Source organism: Bacteroidota bacterium, assembly GCA_017303905.1.
GTDB lineage: Bacteria > Bacteroidota > Bacteroidia > B-17B0 > Aurantibacillaceae > JAHEYG01.
In genome coordinates, this window is the sequence record JAFLBH010000001.1 from 888654 (window position 1) to 903157 (window position 14504).

General features: G+C 38.3%; 11 protein-coding genes. All 11 read left to right on the top strand.

Going from position 1 to position 14504, the window contains the following annotated elements; all coding sequences use genetic code 11:
• The first annotated feature begins 251 nt into the window (after window positions 1–251).
• The 11 genes from J0L69_03735 to J0L69_03785 all read left to right on the top strand — a co-directional run bounded on the left by J0L69_03735 (window position 252) and on the right by J0L69_03785 (window position 14498).
• Window positions 252–1526 carry a c-type cytochrome gene (locus J0L69_03735; GenBank protein MBN8692280.1) on the top strand — a complete coding sequence of 425 codons (1275 nt, stop codon included), beginning with the start codon at window positions 252–254 and terminating at the stop codon, window positions 1524–1526.
• Window positions 1527–1556: 30 nt separating this feature from the next.
• On the top strand, window positions 1557–4898 hold the full coding sequence (locus J0L69_03740) for a TAT-variant-translocated molybdopterin oxidoreductase (GenBank protein ID MBN8692281.1): 3342 nt from the start codon (window positions 1557–1559) through the stop codon (window positions 4896–4898).
• A 28-nt stretch (window positions 4899–4926) separates the two neighbouring features.
• A complete protein-coding gene (nrfD, locus tag J0L69_03745) occupies window positions 4927–6330 on the top strand; it encodes a polysulfide reductase NrfD (protein ID MBN8692282.1) in 1404 nt (467 codons plus the stop codon).
• Between the two features lie 22 nt (window positions 6331–6352).
• Window positions 6353–6901, top strand: a complete 549-nt coding sequence (locus J0L69_03750) for a DUF3341 domain-containing protein (protein ID MBN8692283.1) — start codon at window positions 6353–6355, stop codon at window positions 6899–6901.
• A 23-nt stretch (window positions 6902–6924) separates the two neighbouring features.
• Window positions 6925–7584, top strand: coding sequence for a cytochrome c (locus J0L69_03755; GenBank protein ID MBN8692284.1), 660 nt, complete (start codon window positions 6925–6927; stop codon window positions 7582–7584).
• 86 nt (window positions 7585–7670) lie between these two features.
• Window positions 7671–8822 (top strand): quinol:cytochrome C oxidoreductase, encoded by a 1152-nt coding sequence (locus J0L69_03760; GenBank protein MBN8692285.1) that lies wholly within the window; start codon window positions 7671–7673, stop codon window positions 8820–8822.
• Between the two features lie 45 nt (window positions 8823–8867).
• Complete coding sequence (locus tag J0L69_03765; protein MBN8692286.1) at window positions 8868–9899, top strand: cytochrome c oxidase subunit II; 1032 nt, start codon at window positions 8868–8870, stop codon at window positions 9897–9899.
• Window positions 9900–9933: 34 nt separating this feature from the next.
• Window positions 9934–11760, top strand: a complete 1827-nt coding sequence (locus J0L69_03770; protein ID MBN8692287.1) for a cbb3-type cytochrome c oxidase subunit I — start codon at window positions 9934–9936, stop codon at window positions 11758–11760.
• 84 nt (window positions 11761–11844) lie between these two features.
• Window positions 11845–12363 (top strand): SRPBCC family protein, encoded by a 519-nt coding sequence (locus tag J0L69_03775; GenBank protein ID MBN8692288.1) that lies wholly within the window; start codon window positions 11845–11847, stop codon window positions 12361–12363.
• A gap of 6 nt (window positions 12364–12369) precedes the next feature.
• A complete protein-coding gene (locus J0L69_03780) occupies window positions 12370–13815 on the top strand; it encodes an aldehyde dehydrogenase (GenBank protein ID MBN8692289.1) in 1446 nt (481 codons plus the stop codon).
• Window positions 13815–14498: a class I SAM-dependent methyltransferase gene (locus tag J0L69_03785; protein MBN8692290.1), complete on the top strand. Its 684-nt coding sequence runs from the start codon at window positions 13815–13817 to the stop codon at window positions 14496–14498. Before J0L69_03780 ends, J0L69_03785 begins: the two co-directional genes overlap by 1 nt.
• Window positions 14499–14504: the final 6 nt, after the last annotated feature.

The following is a 14504-nucleotide window of genomic DNA, read 5'->3' on the forward strand; positions in this document are numbered from 1 at the left end:
AAACTCAAAGTTACGAATAAGCACTTGCAAACCTAAAAACACCTTAAATTTTAGCTAATCGATTAAATTTTAACATTGGTCGGAGGTCCTTATTTAGAATAATTATAAATTAGTATTAATGTTAAAAAAATTAAATTTTTACGATTTAGATCTCGTTACTTCTGCTAAATTTGCGGGCATTAACTGTCATTAAAGTGTCATTAAACAAGCAACAAACAAGGAGTTCTTCCTATTCAAATATGTATAGCCGTATGTTTCATTTTTCCTTCAAATCTTTGCTGGGTACAGCAATGATGTTAGTGCTTTTTGCAGGTAACATCATCGCCCAGGACGGAGCGAAATTATTTAAGCAAAATTGCGCGGTGTGTCACACCTCGCATACCGACCAAAAATTAACCGGTCCGGGTCTTAAAGGTATTTTTGATCGCGCGCCAAAAGGCGACTGGTTAAAAAACTGGATTCTCAACAATGAGAAAATGATTAAGGCCGGCGATGCTTACGCCAACAAAATTTTTAATGACAATGGTAAAGCGGCAATGACTGTTTTCGAAGGACAGTTATCAGATAAAGATGTTGACGCAATCATTGCTTTCTTGCAAGCTCCACCTCCTGCAGCTGCGGGTCCGAAAGGTCCGGATGCAGGTGTTCCTGTTGCAGGTGCTGAAGAAGCTGCAAAGGGAATTGACCCATTATATTTAATCTTAACTTTCGTTGTTGTATTAGCTATTTTGATTACAGCTTTACGCAGCGTACGTACTTCATTACAAAATACAGCTAACCGCAGCGAGGGTAAACCTGAAAATCCTGAAATGACCTTCTGGCAAGAAGCAAAAGGATGGATTAGCGGTCACCGTCGTTTAGTTGGCGTTTTCTGCATCATCTTAGGTTTTGCGGGCATGAAGAGCTGTTGGGATGCTTGTTACAATATTTCAGTTTATTATGATTGGAAAACCCAAAAGGGATACCACCCTGATCAACCAATCAAATTTTCACACAAGATTCACGCAGGTGATAATGAGATTGCCTGTCAGTATTGCCATTTTTCAGTAGAGAAATCGCGTCACTCAGGAATCCCTACCGTTAATATTTGTATGAATTGTCATAAAGGCATTCAGGAAGGACCTACAACAGGAAAAACTGAGATTGCAAAAATTTACGATGCTGCCGGATACGATCCTTCAACAGGAAAGTACGATGAATCAAAAGCAAATCCGATTAAATGGATAAAAGTATATAATTTACCGGATCATGTTTATTTTAGTCACCAACAACACGTGGTTGTTGGAAAGCAAGATTGTGCTAATTGTCATGGTGATGTAAAATCAATGACTACAGTTGAGCAGAAGAACCCTTTAACTATGAAATGGTGTATTGAATGTCATCGCAAAACGGAAGTGGCAATGGAAGGAAATCCGTACTACGATCGCTTGCACAAAGCGTTAAAAGAAAAATATAAAGGGCAGTATGATGTTAAGTTTACCGTTGAAAAAATCGGTGGCCTTGAATGTACAAAATGCCATTACTAATAATTAACCAGTACTAACCGAATATTATAGATGTCTATGTCAAAAAAATACTGGAGAGGATTACCGGAATTAACCGAAAGTCCTGAGTTTTTACAGCAAAGCAAAAATGAATTTGCTGAACCTCTTCCAATGGATGAATTCCTTAATGAAGAAGGTACAAAATCTAACGGTACCAGCCGCCGCGATTTCTTAAAAGTAATGGGCTTTTCTACAGCTGCTGTTGCTTTAGCAGCCTGTGAGACTCCTGTTATAAAGGCAATTCCTTATGTTGTGAAACCCGAGGAGGTAACACCGGGTGTAGCTAACTTCTATGCTTCTACTTTTTACGATGGGCATGATTATGCTTCCGTATTGGTAAAAACACGCGAAGGCCGTCCGATTAAAATCGAAGGTAACGAGTTATCAAAAGTATCTAATGGCGCAACTAGTGCTCGTGTACAAGCCTCAGTATTGAGCTTATATGATGGCGCGCGTTTAACCGGTCCTTTAGCAAAAGGAACTGCAACAACATGGAAAAATGTTGATGATGCAGTTGCTAAAGCTTTAGCGTCTGGTGAGGCTCGTTTAGTAACTTCAACTATTATCAGTCCTTCAACTAAAGCAGTAATTGCTGAGTTGAAAGCAAAATATCCAAACGTTAAGCATGTAACTTACGATTCAGTTTCTTACGCTGCTTTAGTTTCTGCTAACAAAAACGTATTCGGAAAAGCTGTAGTTTCTTCTTATAATTTCGATAAAGCAAAAACCATTGTTGGTATTGCTTGCGACTTCTTAGGAACTTGGTTAAACCCAATTGAATTTGCTAGTCAATACGGAAAAGGCCGTAAGGTTAGTAAGGAAAATGCTGAAATGAGCAGACATTATCATTTCGAAGCTAACTTATCTTTAACCGGTGCAAACGCCGATTATCGTTACATGGTTAAGCCTTCTGAATTCGGTAAAGTTGTTGTTTCATTATTCAATCAGGTAGCTTCAGCTACAGGTAATGCAACTGTTTCCGGTGATGGAAAAATCGGAAATGCAGAAGCTGAAAAAGCGATTGCAAAAATTGCTAAAGAATTAGCCGATAACAAAGGGAATTCATTAGTTGTTTCCGGTGTTAATGATGAAGGTATTCAAACCTTAATCAATGGCATCAACAAAATGTTAGATAACTACGGTAAAACAGTAGATTATGCTAACCACTTCAATTTAAAACAAGGTAACGATAAAGATTTTACAGATTTAGTAGCTGATATGTCTGCGGGTAAAATCTCTACTTTATTAACTTATAACTGTAATCCGGTTTATACAGCACCTGCTTCATTGAAGTTTGCTGATGCTTACAAGAAAGTGGCTACAAAAGTTTCTTTCTCTCAGGTATTAGACGAGACTTCACAAATGGCGGATTTTGTTTGTCCTGATAATAATTATTTAGAGTCATGGGGTGATGCAAATCCAAAAGCCGGTCACTTCAGCTTACAACAGCCAACCATTAATCCAATTTTCAGTGCACCTCGTTATGAAGGTACACGTCAATTCCAGGATTCATTATTAGCTTGGGCTGGTGTTAAATCTTCTTACTATACTTATTTACAAGCCTACTGGCAAAATCATATTTTCCCTCAACAAGGTAAATATTTAGATTTCGCTTCATTCTGGGCTCATACATTACACGATGGTGTTTTAAAAGTACGTGTTGCTAAAGAAACTCCGGAAGTAGTTATGGCAAAAGATTCGGCAGGTATGCCAATCATGAGCGGTGTTGCTGCAGCAATCGCTGAGGTTTTAGATTCTGTTAAAACAGAAGAAGTAAAACCTGCTCCGGTTAAAGAAGTAGCGGCTCCGGTTGTTGAAGCAATGCCTACACCTGACTATAACAAAGCTGCTTCAATGGCAACTTCTGTAAAAGGTGGCGCATTCGAATTAATGGTTTACGAAAAAGTTGGATTAGGAAACGGTAACCAAAGCAATAATCCTTGGTTAATGGAATTACCTGATCCTATTTCTAAAGTAACTTGGGATAATTACATTACTATGTGTCCGGAAGACGTGAAAGCGTTAGGAATGCATGAAATGTTACGTCAGGATATCATCGGAAGCATTGCAACATTATCAGTTAATGGTGTATCTGTAAACGTTCCTGTTTATCCTCAACCAGGCCAGGCTAAAGGAACAATCGGTTTAGCTTTAGGTTATGGCCGTGTTGCTGAAACTTTGAAGATTGCAAATGGAGTTGGTGCGAATGCTTTCCAATTCTGTACAGTTTCAAATGATACTATTCAGGCAATTTCTCCTTCAGTAAATGTTACAAAAACTGAAGAGACACATAAATTCTCTGCTACTCAAATTCAACACACCATTATGGGTCGTGAAGAAGCTTTATTACGTGAAGTTTCTTTAAAAGAATTTAAGGAGAAGGACAAAGAAGTTTGGAATCCTTCTGCAGTAATGCACACACATACCGGTGAGAAGCATGTAAGCGAAATTGATTTATGGGATTCACATCCGCGTATGGGTCACCAATGGGGTTTAACCATTGACATGACTTCTTGTATTGGTTGTTCAGCTTGTGTGGTAGCTTGTGGTGTTGAGAATAACGTTGCCGTTGTTGGTAAAGAAGAAATCGGAAAAACACGTGACATGTTCTGGTTACGTATCGACCGTTATTATAGCTCTGATATGACTAAGCAAAAAGCGGCTGAAGAGCATATCGGATACAAGCAAATGAACTTAGATATGGAAACGCCTTCTAACAATCCGAAGGTAACTTTCCAACCAATCATGTGTCAACATTGTAATCATGCACCTTGTGAAACTGTTTGTCCGGTATTAGCTACCAGCCACAGTACTGAAGGTTTAAACATGATGACTTACAACCGTTGTATTGGTACTCGTTATTGCGCTAACAACTGTCCATTCAAAGTTCGTCGATTTAACTGGTTTAACTATAACGCTAACGAATGGTTCGCAAGCAACCCTGCACAACAAGAATTAGGACGTATGGTTTTAAATCCAGACGTTGTAGTTCGTAGTCGTGGTGTAATGGAAAAATGTTCTATGTGTCAGCAACGTTTACAGGCAGGTAAGTTAGAAGCTAAGAAAGCCGGCGCTCCTGTTGTTGATGGTGCTATCAAAACTGCATGTCAGCAAGCTTGTCCTACTAACGCTATTATGTTTGGTGATTTAAATGATGAGAATTCACAAATCGCTAGATGGAGAAATGATAACAGAAATTATTTCTTATTAGAAGAACTTGGTGTGAAGCCTACTGTTTCTTACATGGTAAAAGTGAGAAATCAGGAAGAAGCTATTATTCACGAAGAAGGTGGACATGGCGCAGCGAAGCACGAAGAAAAACATGAAGAGCACAAAGAAGAAAAGCACTCATAAAAAATATTAATCATATTAAATAAAAAATATGCACGCAGAATCAGAAATCAGGGAACCGTTAATTTTAGGTAGTAAGAACTACCGACAAATTACTGATGACATCATTGCACCTATTGAAGGTAAAGCAGCAAAAGGGTGGTATGTATTACTAACTATTTGCGCATTAACTTTCTTATGGGGTATTGGCTGTTTAGCTTACACAATTGGTGTTGGTATCGGAGCTTGGGGCTCTAACAACGCTGCCGATTGGGCTTGGGATATTACCAACTTCGTATGGTGGATCGGTATCGGTCACGCTGGTACATTAATCTCTGCGGTATTATTATTATTCCGTCAGAAATGGCGTATGGCGATTAACCGTTCTGCAGAAGCGATGACCATCTTCGCTGTATTGTGTGCGGCTATCTTCGTAACATTACACACCGGTCGTCCGTGGTTAGATTATATGTTATTCCCATTACCAAATCAATTTGGTTCATTGTGGCCTAACTTTAACTCACCATTATTGTGGGACGTATTCGCGGTATCAACTTACGCAACCGTATCAATTGTTTTCTGGTACATTGGTTTAATTCCTGACTTCGCTATGATTCGCGACAGAGTAATTAAGCCTTGGCAAAAGAAATTCTACGGTTTATTATCTTTCGGTTGGGGTGGAAGCGCTCGTCACTGGAGCCGTTTCGAAGAAGTATCTTTAGTACTTGCAGGCTTATCAACTCCGTTAGTATTCTCCGTACACTCAATCGTATCCTTCGACTTTGCCACATCAATAGTTCCTGGTTGGCATACTACCATCTTCCCGCCTTATTTCGTATCCGGTGCGGTATTCTCAGGTTTCGCGATGGTATTAACCTTAATGTTAGTAGTTCGTAAGATTTACAAATTAGAAGCTTATTTAACCATCAAGCACATCGAATACATGAACATCGTAATCATCGTTACAGGTTCAATTGTAGGCGTTGCTTATTTAACTGAGTTATTCATTGCATGGTATTCAGGTGTAGAATGGGAACAATACGCATTCTTAAATCGTGCTACAGGTCCTTTAGCTTGGTCGTACTGGGCAATGATGACATGTAACGTAATTTCTCCACAGTTATTCTGGTTTAAGAAAATCCGTACCTCAATTGTTGCTACATTCTTGTTATCAATAGTAGTAAACATTGGTATGTGGTTCGAGCGTTTCGTAATTATCGTTCCTACTTTATTACGTACATTCTTACCATCGACATGGAATACGTATACTCCATCATTCATTGATATCGGTATTTTCATTGGAACAATCGGTATGTTTGGAACATTCTTCTTATTATTCTCTCGTTACTTCCCTGTAATTGCTCAAGCTGAATTAAAAACCATCTTGAAGCAATCAGGTGAATCACAAAAGAAAGAATCAGCTAATCATTCACACGCTCATTCACACGCACACTAAATAAAAAGATATTTTAAAAGATATGGCAACTAAACAAATTATACACGGTGTTTTTGGCGACGAAGTGCCAATGATGGAAGCCTGTAAAAAGCTACGTGCATCAGGTATTCGCGTTAAAGATGTGTTTACTCCTTTTCCTGTTCACGGATTAGATCCGGTAATCGGAGTTCCTAGAACACGCCTAGCAATCTGCGCGTTTATTTACGGAATTACTGGAATGAGCTTAGCCACCTTAATGATGTGGTATATGCAAATTCATGACTGGCCGGCAGATATTGGAGGTAAACCAAACTGGGCTTATTATTTCAATATCCCTGCATTTATTCCGATTACTTTCGAATCAACAGTATTCTGTGCAGCGCACGGTATGGCATTAACGTATTTATTACGTTGCTGGTTGGTTCCGGGTGCAAAAGCTAAAAACCCTGATCCTCGTACTACCGATGATAAGTTTTTAGTGTATTTGGAATTAAATGATGAGCAAGCTAAAAAAGCGGACGCTATCTTAAAAGAAAACGGTGCAGAGGAAGTGAATTACAAAGGAACATTACACATCGAACCGGCTTATTAATTTGACAAAACAGATTGTTAGATATGAAACTAAATTATAAAAACATAAAATCAATTTACAACGGTGTTGCACTTGCGGCATTAGTTATTGGTTTTACATCTTGTGGTAAAAAAGATGCAAATAGTCCTGGCGTGGAATTCATGCCTGACATGTATCGTTCACCATCTGTTGAGGTTTATGGAACAAGCACCTTTAACGGTGATACTGTTTACTCAACTCAATTTACTCCCGTAAAAGGTACAATTGCGCGTGGGTATATGCCTTATGTATATCCAAACACAGCAGAAGGCTATGAGCAAGCCGGTTTATATTTAAAAAACCCAATTGCTTTAAATGATAAAGTAATGGTTGAAGCTGAAGCTTTATACGGTAAATATTGTTTGCATTGCCATGGTGCCAGCGGCGCCGGTGATGGAAAAGTAGGTGGTAAATTACCTGGTGCACCTCCGGCTTATAATGGAGCATTAAAGAATTTATCAGAGGGTAAAATTTTCCATTCAATTACTTACGGAAAAGGTTTAATGGGAAATCATGCTAGTATTTTAACTCAGGATGAGCGTTGGAAATTGGTGCACTATGTACAGAAATTACAAGGACCAAAAGAAGCAGCTCCTGCAGATTCAACAAAAGCAGCCGCTCCGGTAGCTGAGGTTAAAAAAGAAGAAACTAAATCAACACATTAATTAATTCATAGATATTTTAGGATATGAATACTGACAAACTACAATTCACCGTACCATCAAAAGCTAAAATGGCTTCGTTCATTTTAATGGCTATCGGTTTAATTTCTATTATCGCCATGTTTATGATGGATACCAATGCAGATCCTGAATACAATCACAACAGGGCTTGGGCTAACATTTTTACTAGTGCTTTCTTCTTTATGGGAATTGCATTGGCAGCTGCTTTCTTTTTAGGATTGCAGTATGCAGCTGAAGCAGGATGGGCAACTTCTATTAAGCGTGTAATTGAAGCAGTAACCATGTACCTTCCATGGGGTTTAAGTGCTCTCTTTTTGTTTTTCATTGTAAGTCAATTGCACATGAATCATTTTTATGTGTGGATGGATCCTGCAGCAGCTGAGCATGACCCAATCATCGCCGGTAAAATGGGATACTTCGGTGCGTTTTGGTGGATTAGAACCGTATTATATATGATTGCATGGCTTTGGTTTACGCTTAAATTACGTAAGAACTCATTAGAAGCAGATAAATTAGATATCGACGTTAACAACAGTTACCATTGGAAGAATGTAAAGTTAGGTGCTTGGTTTATGGTTGTGTTTGGAGTAACTTCTTCAACCGCTGCTTGGGATTGGTTATTAAGTATCGATATTCATTGGTTCTCTACATTATATGGCTGGTATGCGTTCTCTGGAATGTGGATCAGCGCCATGGTTACTATCACCATGCTAATTGTTTGGTTAAAGAAATTAGGATATCTTGATTTTGTTACTGAGAGTACTGTTCATGATATGGGTAAATGGATGTTTGCGATTTCATTCTTATGGACTTACCTATACTTCTCTCAATTCATGTTGATTTGGTATTCAGATATTCCTGAAGAGGTTATTTATTTCCAAACTCGTTGGGAAAGTTACAAAGCATTAATGTGGACTGTATTAATGGTAAATTTTGCATTCCCTATGGTAATGTTAATGAGCCGCGACAGTAAACGTAATTTCTTCTTCTTAATTTTTGTTGGTACAATTATTTTAGTTGGACACTTCCTTGATGTAGTCATGATGGTGATGCCTGGTACTGTTGGTCACCATTGGACTGGTTTAAGCTGGATGGAATTTGGAACTTTCTTCTTCTTCCTTGGATTATTCCTTTACGTAGTATTAAACGCTTTAACTAAAGCACCATTAAAAGTGAAAAATCATCCTTTCATTGAGGAGAGTTTACATCACTCAATTTAATTAAGATAAGAAAGTAAAGTTTAACAGAAATTAAAATTATATACGATGAAACTTCTAGTTCTATTAGCCATCATACTTCTGATAATTGCAGGTCACCAATTATTAAGAATCATCGAATTATCGAGAGGTTTAAAGAAAACCAAGGAATGGCATGTTAACGATGCTGATAACGACGCAATGGGAAAAGGAATGTTAGCCTTTATGGTTTTCTTCTTCCTATTCTTCTTCTGGCAAATTAATCGCTGGATTGATCGTTCTTTACCTGCTGCTTCTTCTGAGCATGGCGAAAAGTACGATGCGCTTTGGGATGCAAACATGTATTTAATCTCTTTTATTTTCTTAGTAACAAACTTCTTCTTGTTTTACTTCGCGTTTAAATATCGCGGACATAAAAACGCTAAAGCAGTTTTTTATTCTCACAACAATAAGTTAGAAATGCTTTGGACAGTTATTCCGGCTTCAGCTTTAGCTTTCATTATCATTTTCGGTTTGAAATACTGGAATGAAATTATGTCGGCTCCAACTGATGCAAATAAGGTTACTGTTGAACTTTATGCAAAACAATTCGATTGGACAGCTCGTTTCCCTGGTAAAGACGGTAAATTAGGATCAACAGATTTCCGTCAAATTGGTGGAACTAACTCTGTTGGTTTAGATACAGCTGATGCAACAGGTTACGATGATATTTTAATTAAGAACGAATTTCACTTACCTGTTGGTCGTGAAGTTGAAATGTTAATGCGTTCACGTGATGTAATTCACTCTGCATATATGCCACATTTCCGTGCACAAATGAACTGTGTTCCGGGTATGGTTACAGCATTTAAATTCAGACCTACAAAAACAACTGCCGAAATGCGTCAGGATCCATATGTGAAGCAAATGATGGCAGGTATCAATAAACAACGTGCTAAAGAAGGAAAAGAGCCTGTTGAATTTGATTACATTTTATTATGTAACAAAATTTGTGGCGCTTCTCACTATAATATGCAAATGACAATCATTGTTGAGTCTGAAAAGGATTATAACGAATGGTTAGCTAAACAAAAAGCAGTAAAAACTGTAGCCTCTAACTAATACTATTACTAACACTATTTAATAAATAATAAACATGGGATCTACACATACAGCAACAGCACTGGAACACGAGCATGCTACTCATCACGATCATGCACATCATGATGACCACCATGAGGAGAGCTTTGTGAGTAAGTACATTTTCAGCATGGATCACAAGATGATCTCTCGTCAGTTTTTAATTACAGCGGTTATTATGGCTGTTGTCGCTATGACAATGTCTATCATTTTCCGTATGCAATTAGCTTGGCCGGGAGAAAAATTTGCCTTCATCAATGCTATACTTGGAGACAAGTGGGGCAAAGACGGTATCCTTGATCCGAATATGTATTTAGCTTTAGTTACTATCCATGGTACTATCATGGTATTTATGGTATTAACCGGCGGATTAAGCGGAACGTTCTCTAACTTGTTAATCCCTTATCAAATTGGAGCGCGCGATATGGCATCAGGCTTTATGAATATGCTTTCATACTGGTTCTTCTTCTTATCAAGTGCAATCATGTTAGGTTCTTGTTTTATTGAAGACGGACCTGCATCACCGGGTTGGACAATTTACCCTCCATTATCAGCTTTACCTGAAGCTATGCCTGGTTCTAAATTAGGTATGACTTTATGGTTAACTTCAATGGCGTTATTCATTGTGTCATCTTTATTAGGTGGTTTGAACTACATCATCACTATCGTTAACTTACGTACAAAAGGTATGAGCATGACTCGTTTACCTTTAACTTGCTGGGCGTTCTTAATTACAGCTATCTTAGGTGTGTTATCTTTCCCTGTATTATTCTCTTGTGCATTATTGTTAATCTTCGACCGTAGCTTCGGAACAAGCTTTTATTTATCGGATATCTACATTGGCGGTCGTCCGTTAGACAACGTTGGTGGTAGCCCAATTTTATTCGAACACTTATTCTGGTTCTTAGGTCACCCTGAGGTATACATCGTATTATTACCTGCTTTAGGTATTACTTCTGAAATTATCTCCACTAACTCTCGTAAGCCAATCTTCGGTTACCGTGCTATGATTGGTTCTATGTTAGCAATTGGTTTCTTATCATTTATCGTGTGGGGTCACCACATGTACATGACCGGGATGAATCCATTCTTAGGTTCAGTATTCGTATTCACTACCTTATTAATTGCGATTCCTTCTGCGGTAAAAGCATTTAACTACATTACTACATTATGGAAAGGTAATATTCAGTATACACCTGCAATGTTGTTCTCAATCGGATTGGTTTCTTCATTCATCACTGGTGGTGTTACAGGTATTATCCTTGCTGACTCTACTCTTGATATCAACGTTCACGATACATACTTCGTAGTAGCTCACTTCCACATTGTAATGGGTCTGTCTGCTATCTTCGGTATGTTCGCAGGGGTTTACCATTGGTTCCCTAAAATGTTCTTACGCATGATGAATAAGAAATTAGGTTACTTACATTTCTGGATTACTTTCATCTCTGCGTATGGTGTATTCTTCCCAATGCACTTCTTAGGATTAGCAGGTGTTCCTCGTCGTTATTACACGAATAGCAACTTCCCAATGTTCGACAACTTAGTAGATATTAACGAAATCGTTACAATCTCTGCTATCATCGGAGCATTAGGTCAAGGTGTATTCTTATTCAACTTCTTCTATAGTATGTTCCGCGGTGAGAAAGCTCCTCAAAATCCATGGAATTCTAATACTTTAGAGTGGACTACTCCAATGGCAAATATTCACGGTAACTGGCCTGGTGCTTTACCGGTTGTTCACCGTTGGGCTTACGATTACAGCAAGCCTGGACAAGAACACGATTTCGTTCCTCAAACCGTTCCTTTAGCTGAAGGCGAACATGACGGTGGCGAACACTAATCGTTAAATAAAACTTACAAAATGCCTCCTTAAAAGGGGGCATTTTTGTTTTTAGTATCTTTGTTTAAACCTAAAAATTGAATTATGATTATAATCTACATCCTTATCGCAATAATTGGCTTGGTGCTGATTATCGCTGCTATTTTACCCGGCAAGTATAGTATCAAAAAGGAAATTGTAATAAATAAGCCTGCAGCGCATGTATACGAGCGTATTTCAAATTTAAATCATTACCGCGACTGGAATCCTTGGCACAAAATGGAACAGGATGCTAAATCAGAAATTACCGGAGCGCCGGGAACAGTAGGACATAAATTTGCATGGGATGGAAAGAAGATCGGGCAAGGAAGTTTAACAATCAAAGGATTTACTGCGCCGCAAGAAATTACTTTGGATCTCGAATTTATTAAACCATGGAAAAGTACAGCATTAGACAGTTGGACATTTGATGATTTAAAAAACGGAACTACAAAAGTGGTGTGGGAGAATAACGGTCCGCTGGCATACCCTATGGCACGATTAATGGGACCAATGATTAATAAAAACTTAAATCAGCAATTCGAACAAGGATTAAAAAACCTTAAAGAGTTGTGCGAAAAATAATTGTACATGAGTAAAATTCAAAATTACATCAATGGCGAACTAGTAGCGCCTATTTCTAATCAGTATATTGATAACATTGATCCTTCGCGCGGAAAAGTTTATTCTTTGATTCCTGATAGTGATGAGCGCGATGTAGAGTTGGCAACAAAAGCGGCAAAGGCAGCATTCAAAGCTTGGAGTAATACGCCAAAAGAAACCCGCTCACGCATTCTTCAAAAAATTTCCTTTTTGATAGAAGAAAATTTAGACAAGTTAGCGCTTATTGAAAGTGTTGATAATGGTAAGCCGCTTCACTTGGCAAAAACAGTTGATATTCCACGCGCTGCCGCTAATTTTAATTTTTATGCTACCGGCATTTTGCATTATTCATCGCATGCACATGCAATGGAAGATACAGCGATTAATTACACCTTACGTCAACCGGTTGGTGTTGCAGGATGTATTTCTCCTTGGAATTTACCATTGTATTTATTTACCTGGAAAATTGCTCCTGCATTGGCTGCCGGATGCACTGTAGTTGCAAAGCCCAGCGAAGTAACGCCAATGACGGCTTATTTACTTTCGGAAATTTGTATTCAAGCCGGATTGCCAAAAGGTGTATTAAATATTGTACATGGATTAGGTCCAAAAGTTGGAAATGCAATTGTTTCGCATAAGGATATTCCTCTTATTTCATTTACGGGTGGAACAAAAACGGGCGCGCATATTGCAAGTGTGGCAGGTCCTATGTTCAAGAAAATGTCTTTAGAGTTAGGCGGGAAAAACCCTAATATCATTTTTGCCGATTGCGATTACGATAAAATGTTATCGACAACGATGTTGTCTTCATTCGCGAATCAGGGACAAATTTGCTTATGCGGCTCAAGAATATTTGTAGAGCGACCTATTTATGAAAAATTCAAGAACGACTTCGTTGAGAAAACAAAGAAACTAACGGTTGGTCCACCCCTCCAGGATGGTGTGAAAATTGGCGCAGTCGTTTCAAAACCACACATGGAGAAGATTTTAAGTTATGTTGAATTAGCAAAGCAAGAGGGCGGGAAGGTTTTATGTGGCGGTAAACGTAAGATTATAGAGGGAGAATTTCAGGACGGCTTTTATGTAGAACCAACTGTTATAGAAGGTTTAAGTTACGATTGCCGTACGAATCAGGAAGAAATTTTCGGACCGCTAGTAACAATTACGCCATTCGATACGGAGGAAGAAGTTTTAATGATGGCGAATTCAACCATGTATGGTTTAGCATCTACAGTTTGGACTCAGGATATCACAAAGGCGAATCGAGTGGCTTCAGAATTACACACCGGAATTGTTTGGATTAATTGTTGGTTGTTGCGTGATTTACGTACGCCGTTTGGCGGTGTGAAATCATCCGGTGTGGGTCGTGAAGGCGGATTCGAAGCTTTTGATTTCTTTACAGAGCCTAAAAACGTTTGCGTTAAACTAAAATAATGCAGCGAGAGCTTAGCAATAAAGATATACTTGGCTGGGATGTGAAAAACTGGTCGAACGCATTATTACATTGGGAAAAAGTAATTCCTAAGGATAAAAAACTGATGTGTTTGGAGATTGGCGCAAACAAAGGCGGATTGTCATTGTGGCTGGCAGCGAAGGGACATAGTGTAATATGTAACGACATAAAGCCAACACCGGATGAAATTAAAAATCATCATTCATCTTTAAAATTAAAAGGAGAAATAGACTATCAATGTTTCGATGCGGTAGAAATTCCTTACGAAAACCATTTTGATGTCATCATTTTGAAATCTGTTTTAGGTGGAGTAGGGCGTGAGGGAAAGGATGAGAGAATAGAAAAAAGTATCAATGAAATTTATAAGGCGTTAAAGCCGGGTGGAATTTTTCTATTTGCTGAAAATTTAAGAGCAAGTAAATTTCATTCTTTCTTCAGAAAGAATTTCGTGAAGTGGGCGAAGGATTGGAATTATATGCACTATTCACAAATAAAAAATTACTTGAATAAATTCACTGATACAGAATTGCACACGGCAGGATTCATGGGAGCATTTGGTTTTAATGAAGCTTCTCGCAACGTGTTCGGGCATATCGATTCAGTTGTATTTAATAATTTACCAAAAGGGTATCATTATATAGTTTACGGTCACGCTAAAAAATAATAGAGT